At 68.2% G+C, this 19,385-nt stretch carries 19 protein-coding genes; 7 read left to right on the plus strand and 12 right to left on the minus strand.

The genetic code is table 11. The features are described from left to right. The 10 genes from F624_RS0131015 to F624_RS0131060 all read right to left on the minus strand — a co-directional run. Positions 1 to 219: transposase (locus F624_RS0131015; protein WP_031256420.1), on the minus strand; the 219-nt coding region annotated here is incomplete at its 3' end. Between the two features lie 188 nt (positions 220 to 407). After that, positions 408 to 1,163 (minus strand): SDR family NAD(P)-dependent oxidoreductase, encoded by a 756-nt coding sequence (locus F624_RS0131020; RefSeq protein WP_245573779.1) that lies wholly within the window; start codon positions 1,161 to 1,163, stop codon positions 408 to 410. Positions 1,164 to 1,179: 16 nt separating this feature from the next. Then, the gene (locus F624_RS0131025) at positions 1,180 to 2,646 is read right to left on the minus strand and encodes an APC family permease (protein ID WP_043427114.1); all 1,467 of its coding nucleotides are present in this window, start codon (positions 2,644 to 2,646) and stop codon (positions 1,180 to 1,182) included. Between the two features lie 17 nt (positions 2,647 to 2,663). Continuing rightward, positions 2,664 to 3,503: an SDR family oxidoreductase gene (locus tag F624_RS0131030; RefSeq protein ID WP_019578262.1), complete on the minus strand. Its 840-nt coding sequence runs from the start codon at positions 3,501 to 3,503 to the stop codon at positions 2,664 to 2,666. Next, on the minus strand, positions 3,500 to 4,888 hold the full coding sequence (locus F624_RS0131035) for a transaminase (protein WP_019578263.1): 1,389 nt from the start codon (positions 4,886 to 4,888) through the stop codon (positions 3,500 to 3,502). Before F624_RS0131035 ends, F624_RS0131030 begins: the two co-directional genes overlap by 4 nt. Positions 4,889 to 4,933: 45 nt before the next feature. Further along, the gene (locus F624_RS0131040) at positions 4,934 to 5,599 is read right to left on the minus strand and encodes an HAD-IA family hydrolase (protein ID WP_019578264.1); all 666 of its coding nucleotides are present in this window, start codon (positions 5,597 to 5,599) and stop codon (positions 4,934 to 4,936) included. A 25-nt stretch (positions 5,600 to 5,624) separates the two neighbouring features. After that, a complete protein-coding gene (locus tag F624_RS0131045; protein ID WP_019578265.1) occupies positions 5,625 to 6,911 on the minus strand; it encodes a Tm-1-like ATP-binding domain-containing protein in 1,287 nt (428 codons plus the stop codon). A gap of 45 nt (positions 6,912 to 6,956) precedes the next feature. Beyond that, a complete protein-coding gene (locus tag F624_RS0131050) occupies positions 6,957 to 8,324 on the minus strand; it encodes an aminotransferase class III-fold pyridoxal phosphate-dependent enzyme (RefSeq protein WP_019578266.1) in 1,368 nt (455 codons plus the stop codon). Between the two features lie 45 nt (positions 8,325 to 8,369). Further along, positions 8,370 to 9,818, minus strand: a complete 1,449-nt coding sequence (locus F624_RS0131055) for an NAD-dependent succinate-semialdehyde dehydrogenase (RefSeq protein ID WP_019578267.1) — start codon at positions 9,816 to 9,818, stop codon at positions 8,370 to 8,372. A gap of 478 nt (positions 9,819 to 10,296) precedes the next feature. Then, positions 10,297 to 10,746, minus strand: a complete 450-nt coding sequence (locus F624_RS0131060; RefSeq protein WP_019578268.1) for a helix-turn-helix transcriptional regulator — start codon at positions 10,744 to 10,746, stop codon at positions 10,297 to 10,299. A 269-nt stretch (positions 10,747 to 11,015) separates the two neighbouring features. On the opposite strand from F624_RS0131060, the gene F624_RS0131065 reads away from it, so the two are divergent. Genes F624_RS0131065 through F624_RS0131075 form a run of 3 tightly spaced genes read left to right on the plus strand, consistent with a single transcriptional unit; the run spans position 11,016 to position 13,787 of the window. Further along, positions 11,016 to 12,194 (plus strand): MBL fold metallo-hydrolase, encoded by a 1,179-nt coding sequence (locus tag F624_RS0131065; protein WP_157443723.1) that lies wholly within the window; start codon positions 11,016 to 11,018, stop codon positions 12,192 to 12,194. A 1-nt stretch (position 12,195) separates the two neighbouring features. Beyond that, positions 12,196 to 13,518 (plus strand): M20/M25/M40 family metallo-hydrolase, encoded by a 1,323-nt coding sequence (locus tag F624_RS0131070; RefSeq protein WP_019578270.1) that lies wholly within the window; start codon positions 12,196 to 12,198, stop codon positions 13,516 to 13,518. Between the two features lie 26 nt (positions 13,519 to 13,544). Then, positions 13,545 to 13,787: a hypothetical protein gene (locus tag F624_RS0131075; protein ID WP_019578271.1), complete on the plus strand. Its 243-nt coding sequence runs from the start codon at positions 13,545 to 13,547 to the stop codon at positions 13,785 to 13,787. 360 nt (positions 13,788 to 14,147) lie between these two features. Here the strand turns inward: F624_RS0131075 and F624_RS0131085 are convergent, their stop codons facing one another. Then, a complete protein-coding gene (locus F624_RS0131085; protein ID WP_019578273.1) occupies positions 14,148 to 14,474 on the minus strand; it encodes a helix-turn-helix domain-containing protein in 327 nt (108 codons plus the stop codon). A 228-nt stretch (positions 14,475 to 14,702) separates the two neighbouring features. On the opposite strand from F624_RS0131085, the gene F624_RS0131090 reads away from it, so the two are divergent. After that, positions 14,703 to 15,833, plus strand: a complete 1,131-nt coding sequence (locus F624_RS0131090) for an alpha/beta fold hydrolase (RefSeq protein ID WP_019578274.1) — start codon at positions 14,703 to 14,705, stop codon at positions 15,831 to 15,833. A 12-nt stretch (positions 15,834 to 15,845) separates the two neighbouring features. Here the strand turns inward: F624_RS0131090 and hpaR are convergent, their stop codons facing one another. Further along, complete coding sequence (gene hpaR, locus F624_RS0131095) at positions 15,846 to 16,319, minus strand: homoprotocatechuate degradation operon regulator HpaR (RefSeq protein WP_019578275.1); 474 nt, start codon at positions 16,317 to 16,319, stop codon at positions 15,846 to 15,848. 105 nt (positions 16,320 to 16,424) lie between these two features. Here hpaR and F624_RS0131100 point away from each other — a divergent pair, with 105 nt between their 5' ends. The 3 genes from F624_RS0131100 to hpaE form a co-directional block, all read left to right on the plus strand. Beyond that, positions 16,425 to 17,123 carry a fumarylacetoacetate hydrolase family protein gene (locus F624_RS0131100; protein WP_019578276.1) on the plus strand — a complete coding sequence of 233 codons (699 nt, stop codon included), beginning with the start codon at positions 16,425 to 16,427 and terminating at the stop codon, positions 17,121 to 17,123. Continuing rightward, positions 17,120 to 17,941 carry a fumarylacetoacetate hydrolase family protein gene (locus F624_RS0131105; protein ID WP_019578277.1) on the plus strand — a complete coding sequence of 274 codons (822 nt, stop codon included), beginning with the start codon at positions 17,120 to 17,122 and terminating at the stop codon, positions 17,939 to 17,941. Before F624_RS0131100 ends, F624_RS0131105 begins: the two co-directional genes overlap by 4 nt. A gap of 41 nt (positions 17,942 to 17,982) precedes the next feature. Continuing rightward, the coding region (hpaE, locus tag F624_RS0131110) for a 5-carboxymethyl-2-hydroxymuconate semialdehyde dehydrogenase (RefSeq protein WP_031256899.1) at positions 17,983 to 19,385 on the plus strand (1,403 nt) is incomplete at its 3' end.

Raw genomic sequence — 19,385 nt, forward strand, 5'->3', positions numbered from 1 at the left:
CGCCTCGGCCAGTAGCCGCTTGAGCTTGGCGTTCTCAGACTCCAGCTCTCGCAGGCGTTGGGCCTCCGAGACCTGCATGCCGCCGAACTTGGCACGCCACTTGTAGAAAGTCGCATCACTAAAGCCGCCGTTGCGGCAGAGTTCCTTGATAGGCATGCCTGCCTCAGCCTGTCGAAGGAACCCAATGATCTGTTCCTCGCTGAATCTGCTCTTCTTCATATCCGTCATTCTCCAGTTGGTTGACGGACTTCACTAACTTCAGGTTGGTACGGCTGGGAGGGGGCAGGTCAGGAGTTCGCTCGTGCACGATAAGTGTGGAAGTACGGCTTTTAGTTGCACTAGTGTCCGCTAACCAAGTTGGGTGTCGTTCAGATCGCAGGCTTCCAATGGCCGCAATCAGCCCCCCCTCAAACCGCCCTAACCCCCGCCGCCACCCGACTCCCCCCATCCACCACCAGCGCAATCCCCGTCACAAACGAGGCATCGGGCCCGCACAAAAACAGGCAGGCCCCCGCCATCTCATCCGCACTGGCCATGCGGCCCAGGCCGATGCGGGCCACGGTGCGCTCGCGGGCTTCGGCTTCGGTGATGCCGAGTTCTGCGGCCATCTCGGCCATTTCGGCGGCGGCCATGGGGGTGTCTACCCAGCCGGGGCACAGGGCGTTCACGCGGATGCCCTGGGGGGCGTAGCTTTGGGCGGCCGAGCGGGTGAGGGCCACCACGGCGGCCTTGCTGGCGGCGTAGCTGGCCGAGTCGGCCCCGGCGTTGAAGGCGGCCACCGAGGCGATGTTGACAATGCTGCCTGCGCCTTGCGCCTGCATGGCGGGCAGCACGGCGCGCATCACGCGCAGGGTGCCCTTGAGGTTGATGTCGTGCTGGCGGTCCCACACGGCGTCGACGATGGTGGCGGCGCTGTCTTTGGCGATGACGCCGGCGGCGTTGACCAGGATGTCGATGCGGCCATGGCGGCGCAGCACCTCGGCCACGGTGGCTTGCACCTGTTCGTCGCGGGTCACGTCGCAGGCCAGGCTGTGCGGGCCTTCGGGCTGGGGCCAGCCACAGGGCACCACGGTGGCGCCCTCGCGGGCCAGGCGGCGGGCCACGGCGGCGCCGATGCCGGTGGCGGCGCCCACTACAAGGGCGATCTGATTTGTCAGCAACATGTTGGGGTGCATGGGGTCAGGCCTCGTTGGTGGCGCGTTGCAGTTCGCGCTCCAGCACCTCTTCAACGGGCACAGGGCTGAACAGGGGCAGTTTTTTGACGTAACGCGTCCAGACGGCGGCGTAGAGCGCGGTCAGGCCCAGCATCACGCCGAAGGGCACATAGATGTCACGCGGGTTCATGTTGGGCGGGGTGATGAACCAGATGGCGATGGCGATGCCGGCTGAGGCCAACACCTGGGGCAGCGGGAACCAGGGCGAGCGGTAGGCGCGCATCAGATCGGGGCGGCGCAGGCGCAGCACGATGACCGAGGCGTTGACCAGCAGGTAGGCAAAGCCCCAGGAGCACACGGCGGCCAGCACCAGCGGCATGATGCGGTCCAGGTCGCCCTGGATCAGCAGGGTGTGGGCGATGGGGATGGCCACCGACACCACGATGCCGAACACCGGGCTGCCGTAGCGGGGGTGCAGGCGGCCGAAGATGGCGGGCAAGGCGCCCTCGCGGGCCATGCCGCACAAGATGCGCGGCAGCCCCGCCATCAGGGTGTTGATGGTGGCGGCCCCGGCCAGCAAGAAGGCGATGCCCAGCCAGAAGCGGCCCGCCGGGCCCATCAGGGTCTGGGCGAACACGGGGATGGCGTCGGGGGTTTCGAGCAGGTGCACCGTGCCCTGGGCATCGAGCGGCACGTTTTGCACCTGGCGCGCCATGGCGGCGCCCCAGATGACCATGCACAGCCACACCAGCACCAGGCCCAGCATCATGGCGCGCGGGATCAGGCGGTGCGCGCGCTTGAGCTCGGGCGCCAGCGGGGTGACAAATTCGCCGCCCAGAAACATGAACATGGCCATGCCCACCAGCGACATGACCGAGTAGAAATCGGTGCCCACCTGCGACTGGCCAAAAAACCCATCGAGCGCCACCACGGGGGCCTGCACCAGGCCGCTGATGCCAAAGCACACCAGGGTGACCCACATGCAGAAGGTGAGCACGATCTCGACCTTGGCAAAGGCGGTGATGCCGAAGTAGTTGAGCACGCCGAACAGCAGCACCATCACCACACCCACGGCCCAGGTGGCGTGGTGGTCGACCAGCAGGCCGTGCAGGGCCGGAAAGTTCACGGTGGCCATCACGCCGCTGAGGATGGTCTCGGCGGTGCCAGCAAACACATGCACCAGCATGTAGGCCGCCAGGGTGCCGGTGATGGCCCAGAAGCGGCCCAGGCCGCAGGCGATGTAGTCGTACACCGATCCGGCCGTGGGCAGCATGGCGGCGGCCTCGGCAAAGGTGGTGGCCTGCAGCTGCATCAGCACAAAGGCGATCCCCATGGCCAGCAGAAAGCTCACGCCGCCGATCGAGAAGCCAGCCGTGGCCGTGAGGATGACCGGGCTGGCCATGACCAGGCCCACCGCCGTGGCCAGCGCGGTGGGGAAACCCACCACGCCGTGGTCAAGATGCGCTTGCAGTCGTTGATGAAGAGAGTTCATGTCAGGGCCTTGCTGGCTCAAGCGGGGGTGGATTCACTGAAAAACGGGCTCTCGGGCAGGGTGGAGCCGCCGTCCACCACCAGGGTCTGGCCGGTGACGTAGCGGGCTGCCGGGCTGGCCAGGTAGCACATGGCGTAGGCAATGTCTTCGGGCCGGCCCAGCTCGCCGGCCGGGATGTGGGCCGCGATGCGCCGCGCCCGCTCGGGGTTGGAGAGCAGGCTGCCGCCCTGCTTGGCAATGTAGCCGGGCTCGACACCATTGACGGTGATGTGCTCGGGCGCCAGCTCCAGCGCCGCAGCACGGATGAAACCATTCACCCCAGCCTTGCTGGCCGCGTAGTGCGCCGCCCCCGGCATGGCCACGCGCGGCCCGGTGACCGACGAGGTGACCAGGATGCGCCCGCCGCCCTGCCTGCGCAGGTGCGGCAGCGCGGCCTGGGTGAGCCAGAAGCAGGCCTGCAGGTTGACGGCCAGGGTGTGGGCCAGATCGGCCTCGCTGAGCTGCTCCAGCGACGACCAGGGGTTGACCGCGGCGTTGTGCACCACGATGTCGAGCGCGCCATAACGGGCCACGGTCTCGGCCACGGCGCGCCGGGCCTCGGCCGGCTGGCCGATGTCGCAGCCGATGGCCTGGGCCTGGCCCCCCTGGGCCTGGATGCCCGCGGCCACGGCGGCCCCGGCATCGGCTGTGCGGTTGGCGATCAGCACCCGGGCGCCAGCCCGCGCCATGACCTGGGCGATGGCCGCGCCGATGCCGCGCCCGCCGCCCGTGACCAGGGCCACGCGGCCTTCAAGGCCAAACTCGGGCAAGCCAGACGCTGGCCGGAGCACCGCTTGGGCTTCGCCACCGGTGCTCATGCACACACCTCTTGCACAAACTCGGCAAACACCGCGTTGTGGCGGTCCACGTCGTCGCTGCGGGTGCCGGGGCAGCACAGCATCATGTTGTGGAAGGGCGTGATCAGCACACCGCGGTTCATCAGGTACAGGTGCAGCAGGGCTTCCAGATCGGGGTTGCGGTGCTGCTTCACGTCGCTGGCGTTGCGCGGGGCATCCAGGGCGAACAGGGTTTCGACCCGGGCACCCACACAGGTGGCGTGCCAGGGCAGGCCGTGGGCCGCGATGGTGGCGTTCACGCCCTGCTGCAGGCGCTGGGCCAGGCCCAGCATGCGCTCGAAGGCCTCGGGGGTGAGCACCTCGGACAGCACCGCCCGCATCACGGCCACGGTGAGGGCATTGCCCGCCAGCGTGCCGCCAAAGCCGGCGTGGGCGCTTTGGCGCACGGTGGGCGGCACCTTGGGCAGCACCTGCCAGACCTGCTCGGCCGTGGCCTGGCTCAGGCCGAAGGCCGCTGCCGGGATGCCGCCGGCAATCGCCTTGCCGACCACGAACATGTCGGGCTCCAGCCCGTGCAGGGCGGTGTAGCCGCCGGGGCCGCTGCTCAAGGTGTGGGTTTCATCGATCAACAGCAGGGTGCCGGTTTCGCGGGTGAGGCGGCGCAGGGCCTCGTGGTAGCCGGGGTCGGGCGCGATCATGCCGTAGTTGGTCATGGCCGGCTCGGCCAGCACGCAGGCCACATCGCCCTGGCGCAGGGCGGCTTCGAGCGCCGGGATGTCGTTGAACTCGACCACGCGGCTCAGGGCGTCGTGCGGAAAGAAGTTGTGGTGGATGTTGTTGCGCATGTGCACCTCGCCGTCGCGCAGCTCCACATGGGCCTCTTCAACGCTGCCGTGGTAGGCGCCCGAAAACACCAGCACGCGGGGCCGGCCGGTCACCATGCGGGCCAGGCGGATGCAGGCACGGTTGGCGTCGCTGGCCGAGGTGGTCAGGTTCCAGTACGGCAGGCCGAAGCGGCGCGCCAGCTCCTGGCCCACCCAGTCGGCATCGCCGCCGGGCAGCATCAGCGAGGTGCCGATGCGGGCCTGGCGCGTCATGGCCTCGACGATGGCGGGGTGGCCGTGGCCGCACATGCCGCCGGTGTCGCCCAGGCAGAAGTCGACATAGGGGTTGCCGTCGACATCGGTGAACCGCACGCCGTAGTCGTGCGGGCGGTCGGCCACGTAGATGGGCCAGCCGCCGATCCAGCGGCGCATCCAGTGCGAGGGCGCCCCGTACAGCCAGCTTTGGTTGCCCTGCTGGTACAGCGCCTGGCTGGTGGCCCGGGTGCGGGCATAAAGGGCTTGTTCTTGCTGCATCAGGCGGGCCACGCGGGCCATGCTGACGCCATTGAGGGTGTCGGTCATAAGGGGTGATTCAGGAAGGCTTGGGGACGGGCGGCTGAGCGGGTTTCAAGAGAGTGCGGGCGTGGCCAGGCCCAGCAAGCCCAGGGCGGCGGCAAACGAGGCGCGGGGCTGCATGACGTCAAACTGCACGGTCTGCCAGCCGGCCCGTTGCGCGCCGGCGATGTTGCGGGCCTGGTCGTCCACGAACACGCAGCGCTCAGGCGGCAGGCCCAGGGCCTCGGTGACCAGGGCGTAGGCGCGCGGGTCGGGCTTGAGGATCTGGGTGTAGGTGGCGTCTACCACCACTTCAAAGCAGTCCATCAGCGGCAGGCGGTGGCGGAAGTCGGCGCCGTAAAACAGATCCAGCTCGTTGGACAGCACGGCCAGCCGGCAACCCGCGGCCTGGGCGGCCTGGATGGCGGCCACCGCCTCGGGGCGGATCACGGCCTGCACGTCGGCCCCGCGGGCGCGCTGCACAAAGGTTTCCATGCGGTCCCAGTGTTCGCCCAGCAAGGCGCCCACTTCGCGGGTGCGCTGCATCCAGTAGTCGCGCTCGGTGATGCGGTCGGCCTGCATGTCTTGCCACAGCGGATCGCTGGCCGGGTCGAAGGGGCCGCGCCAGCGCAGGGTGCCAGGCGGCAGGCCCAGGGCCTGCTCGGACAGGGCATGGGTTTCAAACAAGGTGCGGCTGATGACGCCGCCAAAGTCGAGGACCAGGGCTTGAGAGGTCATGGTGGGGGCAAAAAGGGGTGGGTGCTCAGGCTGCGGCCAGGGGCGCGCTCAGAGGGGTGGTTGAGGGCGTGGCCAGGGGGTTGGGGATCAGGCCCTCGGCCAGCCAGGCGTCAAACACCTGCAGGGCGGCCTCGGCAAAGGCCGCATCGTTGATGTGCGCGGGCAGCGTGTGCAGCAGGGTGCCTGGGGCCACGCTGGCCTGCAGCTCGTCGACCAGGGCGGCCAGGCCTTCGGGGTCGTGCAGGGGCTCGCCGGGGCGGTCCCAGCCTTCGATGCCCTGGGTGGGCAGCAGCAGCACGGTGGGGCCTTGGGCCTCGCCCAGGCGGCTGGTGATTTCTCGGGCCACGCGCCGGCGCATCTCGGGGCTGATGCTGATCGAGGACAGCAGGCGGTTGTGGGCGTGCTCGGCGCGGCCGGCATAGCCTTCGGGGCGGGCGGCCCAGGCGGCGTAGTCGACCATGTCGGTGGCGCCCGGGGCCACGATCTGCGGCACGCCGGCCCGGCCGGCGCCGCGCAGGCGGTCGGCCCCGGCGGTGACGCAAGAGCCGGCCAGGTGGTTGACCAGCTCTTGCAGCGAGAAGTCCATCACCGCCACAAAGCGGCCACTGGCGGCCAGGGCCTCGAAGGCACGCCCGCCCATGCCGGTGGTGTGGAACACGGCCAGCTCAAAGCCGCGCCGCTCCAGCTCGGGCTTGAGGCGCTTCATGTAGACCAGGGCACTGGAGCCCAGCGAGGTCATGCCCACCATGGGGCGTTGCCGATCCGGCGCCACCACGCTGTGGCAGGCCCCCATGACCGCACCCGCCGCCTGCGACAGGGCCGATTTGCACAGGCTGTTGAGGCCATACAGGCCGCCGGCCCACAGCACCATGATGAGGTCGGGCGGGATGCGCTCGGCCGGCAGCAGGTGCGAGTAGGCGATGGTGGACAGCAGCACCTTGGGAAAGCCCAGCGGCAGTGCGTTCATCACGTCCAGCGCCAGGTCGGTGCCCATGGTGCCGCCCAGGGCCAGCACGCCGTTGATGCGCCCCTCGGCCAGCAAGCGCTGGGCGATGACGGTGGCGCCGCGCGCCATCAGCACCATCGAGGTGTTCTCGTCGCCGCTGGCCATCACCTGCGCCAGAGTGACGCCGGCGGCCTCGGCCACCTGGTGGTTGCTGATGTCGGGCTCAAAGCCGCCTCGGCCCAGCACGCCCACGTCCAGCACCAGGGTGCGGCCGCCGGCCTGGGTGATGCCCTCGCGCAGGTAGGCCATCTCGTCGCTCTTGGTGTCGACGGTGCCAATGAGCAGGATGCAGGGGGGGGCCTTCATGGTGCGGTCTCCGGGGGGGCGCGGTGGCGGGTCGTCACAAGGGGTTCAGAGGGTTTTCTGGACGGCATCGAAGGCGGCTTCCAGGGTGTCGACCAGGTAATCGATCTCTTCGCGGGTGATGACCAGCGGGGGCGACAGGATCATGTTGGGGCCAGAGATGCGCACCATGGCGCCACGCTGGTAGGCCTCGCGGGCCACACGCTGCGGGATGTCACTGCTGCGGGTGAGCGGCGTGCGGGCCGCCTTGTCGGACACCATCTCGATGCCCACCATCAGGCCCACGCCACGCACATCACCCACAAAGCTGTAGCGCTCCACAAAGGTGGCCATGCGCTGCTGGAAGTGCGCGCCCACCCGGGCCGCATTGCCGGGCACGTCTTCGGCCTCCAGCACATCGAGGGTGGCCAGGGCGGCGGCGGCGGCCACCGGGTGGCCGCTGTAGGTGTAGCCGTGGGCCACGGTGCCCAGGCCGCCGCTGTCGGCCATGAAGGCATCGGACACCTTCTTGCCCAGGGCCGTGGCGCCCAGTGGCACGTAGCCCGAGGAGATGCCCTTGGCCAGGCACCAGATGTCGGCCTGCACGCCCCACAGCCGGGTGCCGAACCAGGCGCCGCTGCGGCCAAAGCCGGTGACCACCTCGTCGGCGATCAGCAGGATGTTGTGGCGGTCGCACACCTCGCGCACCAGGGGCCAGTAGTTGGCCGGCGGCACGATGACGCCGGCCGAGCCCTGCACCGGCTCGGCAATGAAGGCGGCAATGGTGTCGGCGCCCTGGAAGATGATCTCGCGCTCCAGCTGGGCGGCGCAGATGCGGCCCAGCTCTTCGGGGTCTTGCGTGAAGGCGTTGTGGTACAGCCAGGGCGAGTCGACATGGAAGCAGCCCGGCATCAGCGGCTCGTAGGCGCGGCGGATGTTGCCCAGGCCGTTGACGCTCATGCCGCCGAAGTGCACGCCGTGGTAGCCCTGCTTCAGGCTGATGAACTTGGTGCGCTCGGGCTGGCCCTTCACCTTCCAGTACTGGCGGGCGATCTTGAGTGCGCCCTCGACCGCGTCGGAGCCGCTGTTGCCGAACATCACGGCGCCCACGTTGTCGGGCTCCATCAGGCGCACCAGGCGGGCCGACAGCTCGATGGCGCGCGGGTGGGTGGTGCCGCGGAAGGTGTTGTAGAAGGGCAGCTCATCGAGCTGGGCCACGATGGCGTCGCGCACCTGGCGGTTGCTGTGGCCCAGGTTGGAGCTCCACAGGCCGGCCACGCCGTCGATCATCTTATGGCCGTCCACATCCCAGATCCAGCAGCCCTCGCCGCGCGCGATGATGTCGGGCTGGGTCTGCTGCATGGCCCGCGGGTGGGCCATGGGGTGGAACAGGAACTTGGCGTTGTCTTGCTTGAGTTGGGCAATGGCGTCGGACATCTGGGTTTCCTTGCAGTCGAAATGGGGAGGGTGGATGCGCCGGGCTCAGGCCGGCACGCCCACGGTGATGGTCTTGATCTCGGTGTAGTGCAGCAGGCCCTCAGGGCCCATCTCCTGGCCGATGCCGCTTTCCTTCCAGCCGCCAAAGGGCATCTCGGGCTGCGACACACCGAAGTGGTTGATGCCCACCATGCCGGCCTCGATCTCCTGGCCCAGGCGGTGGGCGGTGTGCAGGTCGCGGGTGAAGGCGTAGGCGCCCAGGCCGTAGGGCAGCGCATTGGCGCGGGCAATGGCCTCGTCCAGCTCGTCGTAGGGCTGCAGCACCGCGATGGGGCCGAAGGGCTCTTGCTGCTGCACCAGGGCGGTGTCGGGGGCGTTGGCCAGCACGGTGGGCTCGAAGAAGAAGCCCGGCCCGGGCACGCGGTGGCCGCCGCACAGCAGCTCGCTGCCCTGGTCGAGTGCGTCACTGACGAAGCGCTCCATGTCGTCCAGGCGGCGGGAGTGGCTCAGCGGGCCCATCTGGGTGGCGGGGTCCAGCCCCGAGCCCAGGCGCAGGGCGCGGGCGGCGGCGCTGAAGCGCTCGGCCCAGTCGGCATACAGGCTGCTGTGCACATAAAAGCGGATGGGCGAGGCACACACCTGGCCGGCATTGCGGAACTTGGCGGCCAGCGAGTTCTTCAGCGCAAAGGGCAGATCGGCATCGGGGCAGACGATGACCGGGGCATGCCCGCCCAGCTCCCCCGTGAAGCGCTTGACCCGCTCGGCGCACTGGCGGCCCAGCAGCTTGCCCACCGCCACCGAGCCGGTGAGCGAGGCCTTCTTGATGGCGGGATGGGCAATCAGCAACTCAGACACCTGGGCCGGGTCGCCGCAGACCATGTTGATGGCCTCGGGCGGCACACCGGCATCGAGAAAGGCCTGCACGATCAGCATGCAGGTAGCGGGGGTTTCTTCAGCGGGCTTGATGACCACGCTGCAGCCAGCAGCCAGGGCGCTGCCCAGCTTGCGCGAAGGCAGGTTGGCCGGAAAGTTCCAGGGCGTGAAGGCGGCCACCGGGCCGATGGGCTGGCGGATCACCGACTGGCTCAGGATGCCGGCCACGCGGGGCGGCACGATGCGGCCATACAGGCGCTTGGCCTCTTCGGCCTGGAAGTCGAGGATGTCGGCACACAGCCCCACCTCGCGCAGCGACTCGCTCAGGGGCTTGCCCTGCTCCAGGGTCAGCACCTCGGCGATGGCGCGGGTGCGTTCGCGCAGCAGCTCGGCGGTGCGGCGCACGATGGCATAGCGGTCTTGCGCCAGCCGCTCGCGCCACAGCTTGAAGCCGCGCTCGGCGGCCTCGGCCGCGGCGTTCAGCTCGGCCGGGCCGGCCAGGGGCAGCATGGCCAGCACCGCGCCGGTGGCGGGGTTGAGCACGGGGCGTTCGCCGCCCGACGCCCGGTGCAGCCATTGCCCGGCCACATGCAGGGCGAGTTGGGGATAAGAGGGGGTCATGAGAGTCCTGACAAGTTCACACAGGGGGCCGGGCCAGACAATGCAGGCCGGGCCGTTCGATCCGTTGAAGTCAGTGTGCGATGCCCGCCCCGAGAGGCGTTATCGGTTTCGCGCAAGAAAAACCTAGGGTTAGTACCAGGGTCTTGGGCGGGCTGATGGGGAGGTTGATGGAGGGCTGAGGTGTGCTCTGACAGCAGGGCTGATGGACTGCCAAAAGCCACCTCGGCCTGCGCCAAGGCTGGCAGGCTGCGAAAGGAGGTCAGCGCCCCTCTTGGATTGAAATTCGCATCACTCGATAGAAAGTCATGCGTTGATCAAACCCATACCGCATGACCCAGTCTGGCCACACCCTCGAACTGTCCCGGCAGCAGCGTGTGTTGCGCGTGGTCGATGTGGGCGAGCAGGGTGGGTCGCCGCCGTGGCTCACGCGGCTGGATGAGGCGAGCAAACGGCAGAGGAACGGCAGGGCCTCAGCCCGTCACGCCGGGGGCTCTGCGGGCGGGGCGGCCATCAAGGCAGCAAGACCTGCCGCGTTGGCATTGCGGACGGTGCGAGGGCTGGGGGCGCAGGCGCGCAAGGCCTGGGCACCCTCTTGAGCGGTGCGCGGACGGGCCGCCTTGCGCGGGCCGCTCACCCGGCTGAGCTCGCGCTCCAGGGCGGCAAGGTCTTTTTGCGGGGCGATCAGATCTGCCAGGCCGGCCGCCTGATTGACCAGCCACAGGCACATCACATACGAGGCCATGGCCACCGAGGGGTCGCCCCGCTCGATGCGGGCCATGGTGGGCAGAGACACCCCCAGCTTGCGCGCCCACTGGGCCTGCGTTTCGCCACGCCGCTTGCGGGCGATCACGATGTTGCGGGCCAGCAGCTCGATCTGCTGCAGCACGGCCTGAGGGTAGTCAGAGGGGGGCGTGTTTTGCCTGGGCATTCATAGATGTTATTCAACTCAATCAAATTGGCAACTCTATGATGTATTTAAACGTTCATGGGGCCAGAATGACCGGCCTGCCCCTGCTGGCAAGCCCCGGCTGAATCCAACCGTCGTTCTGGCCCATGAGAGGCCTGCGCGTTGAAGCTGTGCTGCAAATTCAGCGCGGGTGTCCAACACATGACGGGCGTGGACTGGGTTAATGTGAACAATGCTTGGCGCCATCCCGGCACCTGGTGCAGAACAAAACCCACACCCGAGGAGACAACATGGCCCGCACTGCCTTGATCACGAGCATCGCGCTCGCGGTACTCACCGCCTGCTCCACCATCGCGCCCCAGCAGGCCACCGTCGACCAGCATGTGCATGAGGCCCAAAGCCTGGCCGGCGACGACCTGAAGTTTCTGCTGCCGGTCTGCAACCCTCAGCCTGCCGTGCGCGCGGCACCCAGCCCGGCCATGGACGAGATGCTGGCCAAGCTCATCCAGCAAACACCACCCGCGCCCGGGCAGGCTTTCGACAACCTGTACTACGTGGGCTCGGCCTGGGTCAGCGCCTGGGTGCTGAAGACCAGCGATGGCCTGATCCTGATCGACGCGCTGAACAACGCCCAAGAGGCCACCGAGCTCATCGAGGGCGGCATGCGCCGCCTGGGCCTGGACCCGGCCCAGATCCGCTACGTGCTGGTCACCCATGGTCATGGCGACCATTACGGCGGGGCGCAAATGCTGGCCGACCGGTACCACGCACGCGTGGTAGCCAGCGAGATCGACTGGAAGATGATGGAAACCACGCTGGAGTTCGACTCCCGCCTGTGGGACCGCCCGCCCCGGCGCGACATCGCGGTGCGTGACGGCGACACCCTCACGCTGGGCGACACCACCGTGCGCTTTGTGATCACGCCCGGCCATACCCTGGGCACCATCACCCCGGTGTTTGAGGTGCGCGACAAGGGCCAGAAGCACACGGCCATGATCTGGGGCGGCACGGCATTCAACTTCGGCCGCGACATGGCCCGCCTCGACAGCTACATCGCCCAGACCGAACGCATGCGCCAACTCTCAGCCCAGTGGGGCATCGACGTGCCCTTGAGCAATCACCCCGGCTATGACGGCACGGTGGCCAAGCTCAAGGCCACGGCGGCAGTGCCGACAGGCCCCAACCCCTTTGTGAGCGGCCAGCCGGTGGTCGACCGGGCCATGCGCGTGCTCAATGCCTGTGCGCGGGCACAAAAGGCACGTTTTCTGCTGACGGCAGACAGCGGGGCCGGAAACGAAACAGGGGTCGCCACGGCCACCTCGGATGCGCACACAGACCACGACGAGCACTTGCTCGACGGCAGCCTGCTGGCCCTCGGCCAAGGCCTCGATGCGGCTCCCGTCGCGTTCCCCCGCCTGGCTGCTGCGGCTGGCTTGGCCGGTTCGCCAACCCACCCCCTGGAGAATTGACATGGCCATGATGCTCTCCCGCCGCCTTGCCCTGTGCACCGCGCTGCTGGCCCTGGCCGGCACGGCCCAGGCCCAGCTTTCAGACACCGAGCAGGCCATCGTCAAGGCCGTGCAACAGCGCACGCCGGCCGCGCTGGAGCTGCTGGAAAAATCGGTGCGCATCAACAGCGGCACGCTCAACCCCGAGGGCGTGCGCGCCGTGGGCGACCTGTTCCGGGCCGAGCTCGACGGCCTGGGCCTCCAGACCCGCTGGATCGACATGCCCCCCGCCATGAAACGCGCCGGCCACCTGGTGGCCTCGCAAGAAGGGGGCAGCGGCAAGCGCGTGCTGCTGCTGGGCCACCTGGACACGGTGTTCGAAAAAGGCAGCTCGGTGCCGCTGTGGGAGCGCCGGGGCGACCGGGTGCGTGGCCAGGGCGTGAACGACATGAAGGGCGGCGACGTGATCATGATCGAAGCCCTGCGCGCGCTCAAAAGCGTGGGCGTGCTGCAGCAGGCCAACATCGACCTGATGTTCACCGGCGATGAAGAGCGCGCCGGCAAGCCCCTGCAGACCGCACGGGCCGACATGGTGGCCCTGGGCAAGCGGGCCGACTATGCCCTGTCGTTTGAAGGCAGCAACAAGCACCAGGGGGTGGACACCGCCAGCATCGCCCGCCGGTCTTCCGGTGGCTGGGTGTTGCACGTGAAGGGCAAGCCGGCGCATTCGATGGGCGTGTTCTCACAGGCATCGGGCTATGGCGCGGTGTATGAGACGGCGCGCATCCTGAACAGCTTCCGCGAGCAGGTGATCGAGCCCAGCCTGACCTTCAACCCCGGCCTGGTGTTTGGCGGCACCGACATCGCTTATGCCGAAGACACCGCCACCGCCAGCGCCTTCGGCAAATCGAACGTGATCGCGCGCGACGCCGAGGTGCTGGGCGACCTGCGCTACCTCTCACCCGAGCAGGGCGAACGCGCCCGCCAGAAGATGCAGGCCATCGTGAACACGGGCAACCTGCCCGGCACCTCGGCCAGCATCCGCTTCACCGAAAGCTACCCGCCCATGCCCCCCACCGAGGCCGGCCGCCAACTGGCCGCGCTGTACTCGCAAGCCAGCCAGGACGCCGGCCTGGGCCGCATAGACCTGCTGGACCCCGCATTCAGGGGGGCGGGCGATGTGCAGTTTGTGGCGCCCTACACCGTGGGCATCGATGGCCTGGGCGCCCAGGGCCGCGGCGCCCACACCGACGACGAAGACCTGGAGATCGCCTCGATCGAGCGCGGGGCGATCCGGGCGGCGTTGTTGATCTATCGCTTGACGCGGGTGGGATCGGCACGCTGATGCGCGTCTTTTAGGAGGAACGCCCCATGCGGGGCACGCGGGTCCGAAGCCGTGGCACAGGCAGGCGATACACCTGGTCGGGTCAGCTCGCCATCACCCAGGGTGCCCTGCAAGCCCTGCCCCTGAGCCCGGGCAGCTTGGGCTTTCTGAGCACCGCCATGTTCATGCTGCACCTGCCCACGCCCTACCCGCCCCGGGCCATGGCCCTGCTGCTGGATTTTCTGGTCGAGAAGGTGGCCGCCTCGGGCAGTCTGGGAGGCGCGGATTGAGCGCGGAGGCCGGGGACAGACGCCGGCAACATCGGGGGGACTTTTGGGCATGGAGAGAGGCGCCTGCGTGAGCAAGACAACCCTAGGTGGGTCAGCGCTGCTGCAAAAAATCACAGGGCTTTTGTTCGTCAACATCGAAGCGTTCGTGTTGCACGAACATCATCACTTATCGAACAAACGACAAAGAACCCGAAGGATTGGAAGCCCGTCGCCACCGGTGCCTTGACACTCCCGGTCGAGGAAGAGCTGCTCGATCTCAAACGCGCGCCCGTCCAAGCGCTGGCCGATGCCGCTGCGCATCACACCGGCCGAGGATCACTTGGCGTTGAAGTTGGCACAGTCGGTAAATAACTCGCAGCCTCAAGAGCGCGCGCCCCCCGGCGGCTTCGCCTCCCCCTCCTCCCCCGCAGGTCGCTTGGCGACAAAGCCCACCTCCAGCCCGAAGATGCTGGCGATCTTGTTCAGCGTTTCCACCGTGGGGTTGGCGCTGCCTGCGATGATCTCCTTGAGCACGCGGATGCTCACGCCACGGTGGGCAGCGAACTCGGCTTGCGTGAGGCGGCTGACCTTCTGCATGAGCTTGACGGCTTCGCCCAGCGAGAGCTGATTCCTCATCACCCCCTCAAACAGCTCGCGGCGCAGTGCGGCGTCGCGCTCGGGGTTCTTGTGTTTGATGCGCTTGTCCATGGGCCTTTCCTGGTGCAATCGGTGCAACCGGCCTGACTCATCCACCTGCCGCTTCGATGGCTTCGATGGTCATTCTTTATTTGCACCACTAAAGTGGTCTTTTTGAAGAAAAATTGCCTTCAATTAGGTCACTATATGTGACCTTATATGGATCAGCTGGCGCCAAAGCCCCCAGACAAACCCTGAGCCCCCGGCGCACACTGCCCCCTTTGCGGTAGATTGAAACGCATGCACCTCACCACCACCGCCCGCGCCCCTGTGTTCACTTCGGCCCTGCGCTGCTGGGCTGGGGTCTCTCGTTTCGCCCACCTGCTTGCCGCCATGGTCCTCTCTGCTGCCACCCTGTCATCCCCGGCCCAGGCGGCCGATCTGCCCGCGCCCCGTGAGGGCGACTGGCGCGTGCCGGATTTCCGCTTCCATGACGGCAGCGCCCTGCCCGAGCTGAGCCTGCACTACACCACCCTGGGCTCGCCCGACAAGCCGGCCGTGCTGGTGTTGCACGGCACGCTGGGCTCGGGCAAGGGCCTGCTCACACCCGGCTTCGGGGGCGAGCTGTTCGGGCCAGGCCAGCCGCTGGATGCCAGCCGCTACTTCATCATCCTGCCTGACGGCATCGGCACGGGCGAGTCGTCGCGGCCCTCGCAGGGCTTGCGCACGCGGTTTCCACACTACAACTACGAAGACATGGTGCGGGCCCAGTACCGGCTGGTGACCGAGCACCTGGGCCTGCGCCACCTGCGCATGGTGCTGGGGTACTCGATGGGGGGCATGCACACCTGGCTGTGGGCTCAGCTGTACCCCGACTTCATGGACATCGCGGTGCCCATGGCCGCGCTGCCGGTGCCCATGGCGGGGCGCAACTGGATGCTGCGCCGTCTGGTGATCGATTCGATCCGCAACGACCCGGCCTGGAAGAACGGTGACTACACCGAGCAGCCCCCCAGCCTGCGCTTTGCCTCGGTCTACTTCAACCTGGCCACCAATGGCGGCAGCCAGGCGCTGTACCGCCAGGCCCCCACCCGCGAGAAGGCCGATGAGTTGCTGAACCAGCGCCTGCAGGCCCCCTTCAAGGGCGATGCCAACGACCACCTCTACCAGTGGGAGGCCTCGGGCGATTACGACCCCTCCGCCGGCCTGGAGCGCATCCGGGCCCGGGTGCTGGCCATCAACTCGGCCGACGATGAACGCAACCCGCCCGAGCTGGGCGTGCTGGAGCGAGAACTGAAGCGCCTGCCCCACGGGGCGCAGTACATCGTGCCCGGCTCGCCCACCACGGCCGGCCACGGCACGCTGGCACAGGCCGCGCTGTGGAAGGCAGCGGTGGCGGATCTGCTGCGAAGCGCACCGCGGCTGGATTGAGCCCGGCCCGACTCAATCCCCCTCGCTCACCCCACCCTCGCGCCCCTCGTTGAGGCGGCTGGTCAGCGCATCCAGCATGTCGTACAGCAGGTGCGTGAAATCGGCCCCGATCACGGCCTCGATGTCCTGGTAGCAGCCCTCGATCAGGGGGGCCAGGGCGGCCACCGTCTGCTGGCCCTTGGGGGTCACGGCCACCAGCACACGGCGCTGGTCTTGCTCCATGCGCTGGCGTGAGATCAAGCCCATGTCGTCCATGCGCGCCAGGATGCCGGCCATGCTGGGGCTGGAGATGCAGCACATGCTGCCGATCTGACGCGGCTCCATGGGGCCGACCTGATCCAGGGCCCGAATCACCCGCCATTGCTGCTCGGTCACGCCCTGCTGGTTCAGCAGTGGCCTGAAGCGGGCCAGCACGGCCTCGCGGGATTGCAGCAGCAGCAGGGGCAGGTTGCGGTGGTGAATGACCGGGGTGGCGTTGGTGTCCATGCCCTGATCATCCCCGAAAACTGACCCGCCTCAAGGCATGGGTGCTTGCCCTGTTTACTTTACTAAGATGTTAGCAATATACTTGCTCACATATTAGTGAATGACATGCACACCACACCTCCACTCCCCTCCCTGGATGTTGCGCCGTACCGCCTCACCGGCACGGTGTACGGCGTCCTGATGAACCACCGCCCGGCCTTGTATGTGCTGGCCGATGCACTGGACAAACCGCCCTACAAGGCCGCACCCAAGGCGCCTGTGCTGTTTGTGAAGCCGCGCAACACCCTGGCCCGCAGCGGCCAGCCGGTGGCTGTGCCAGCCGAACCCGGCCAGGTCGAGGTCAGCGCCCAGCTGGGCATCGTGATAGGTCGCCAGTGCACCGGCGTCACACCCGAGGCAGCCCTGGGCCACGTGGCCGGCTACTTGGTGGTGAACGACATCAGCCTGCCCCACAACCAGTTCTACCGCCCCTCGGTGCGCCTCAAGGCCCGCGACGGCTTCTGCCCCCTGGGCGACCGCATCGTGCCGGCCGACCAGGTGCCCGATCCCGACGCGCTCGAAGTGCGGGTGCTGATCGACGGGCAACTGGTGCAGGTCAGCAGCACCGGCGACCGCTTTCGGGGCGTGGCGCAGCTGATCGCCGATGTCAGCGCCTTCATGACGCTGATGCCGGGCGACATCCTCACGCTGGGGGGCTCGCAAGGCGCGCCCCTGGCCCGCGCCGGGCAAGCGGTGCGCATCGAGATCGAGGGCATCGGCCACCTCAACACCCCCCTGGTCCGCGAACAGGAAAGCGCCGCATGAGCCAAGCCACCCTCCTCCCCACCCTCCCCACCCATACGGCCCGAGTGGCCTATGCCGGCGCCATCCACACCGCCACGCCCCACGGCGAGCAGCACATCCGCCTGGCCGATGGCCGCATCCTGGCGGAAGACCAGGTCGTGTGGCTGCCCCCCTTCGAGGTGGGCACGATCATCGCCCTGGGCCTGAACTACGCCGACCACCTGCGCGAGCTGTCGGGCGAGCTCACCGTCACCACCAAGGATGAGCCCCTGGTGTTTCTGAAGGGCCCCAATGCCGTGATCGGCCACCGGGGCCAGACCCACCGGCCCGACGCGGTGCAGTTCATGCACTACGAATGCGAGCTGGCGGTGGTGATCGGCAAGACCGCCCACCGCGTGTCGCGCGATCAGGCCCTGGAGCACGTGGCCGGCTACACCGTGTGCAACGACTACGCGATCCGCGACTACCTGGAGAACTGGTACCGCCCCAACCTGCGCGTGAAGAACCGCGACGGCGCCACCGTGCTCGGCCCCTGGCTGGTCGATGCCGCCGCCGTGCCCGACCCGCACCAGCTGGCGCTGCGCACCACCGTCAACGGCCAGCTCACGCAGCAGGGCCACACCCGCGACCTGATCCACAACGTGCCCGAGCTGATCGAGTACCTGAGCAGCTTCATGACCTTGCAGGCCGGCGACGTGATCCTGACCGGCACGCCCGAAGGCGTGGTCAACGTGAAGGCCGGCGACGAGGTGGTGACCGAGATCGACGGCATCGGCCGCCTGGTCAACACCCTGGTCAGCGATGCCGCCTTCAACACCCCAGCGGGCTCCACCCCTTGAACCCCCTGCACACCCTGAACCCCATCCCAGGAGAGACACCCATGCAACAGATCCAGCACCTCATCAACGGCCAGTCCGTCGCCAGCAGCGACTACTTCGAAACCATCAACCCCGCCACCCAGGAGGTGCTGGCCGAGGTGGCCAGCGGCGGTGAGGCCGAGGTCCACGCCGCCGTGGCCGCCGCCAAAGCGGCCTTCCCGAAATGGGCCGGCCTGCCCGCCACCGAGCGCGCCAAGCTGATGCGCAAGCTCGGCGAGCTCATCGCCCGCCACGTGCCCGAGATCGCCCAGACCGAGACCAACGACTGCGGCCAGGTCATCTCGCAAACCGGCAAGCAGCTCGTGCCCCGCGCGGCCGACAACTTCAGCTACTTCGCCGAGATGTGCACCCGCGTGGACGGCCACACCTACCCCACCCCCACCCACCTCAACTACACCCTGTTCCACCCCGTGGGCGTGTGCGCCCTCATCAGCCCCTGGAACGTGCCCTTCATGACCGCCACCTGGAAGGTGGCCCCCTGCCTGGCCTTCGGCAACACCGCCGTGCTCAAGATGAGCGAGCTCTCGCCCCTGTCCGCAGCCCGCCTGGGCGAGCTGGCCCTGGAGGCCGGCATCCCCGCCGGCGTGCTCAACATCGTGCACGGCTACGGCAAGCAGGCCGGCGAGCCCCTGTGCAGCCACCCCGATGTGCGCGCCATCAGCTTCACCGGCTCCACCGCCACTGGCAACCGCATCGTGCAAAGCGCGGGCCTCAAAAAGTTCAGCATGGAGCTGGGCGGCAAGAGCCCCTTCGTGATCTTTGCCGACGCCGACCTGGATCGCGCCCTCGACGCCGCCGTGTTCATGATCTTCAGCAACAACGGCGAGCGCTGCACCGCCGGCAGCCGCATCCTGGTGCAAAAGGCCATCTACGCCGACTTTGCCGCCAAGTTCGCCGAGCGCGCCCGCCGCATCACCGTGGGCGACCCGCTGGACGAAAAAACCATCGTGGGCCCCATGATCAGCCAGGCCCACCTGGCCAAGGTGCGCAGCTACATCGAGCTGGGCCCCAAGGAAGGCGCCACGCTGCTGTGCGGCGGCCTGGACCGTCCCGCCTACGCGGCCGCGCTGCCCGAGCGCGTGCAGCGCGGCAACTACGTGTGGCCCACCGTGTTCGCCGACGTGGACAACCGCATGAAGATCGCCCAGGACGAGATCTTCGGCCCCGTGGCCTGCCTGATCCCCTTCGAGGACGAGGCCGACGCCATCCGCATCGCCAACGACACGCAGTACGGCCTCTCCAGCTACGTGTGGACCGAGAACCTGGGCCGCGCCCACCGCATGGCCGCCGCCATCGAGGCCGGCATGTGCTTTGTGAACAGCCAGAACGTGCGCGACCTGCGCCAGCCCTTTGGCGGCACCAAGGCCAGCGGCACCGGGCGCGAGGGCGGCACCTGGAGCTACGA

This window comes from Curvibacter lanceolatus ATCC 14669, assembly GCF_000381265.1.
GTDB lineage: Bacteria > Pseudomonadota > Gammaproteobacteria > Burkholderiales > Burkholderiaceae_C > Curvibacter > Curvibacter lanceolatus.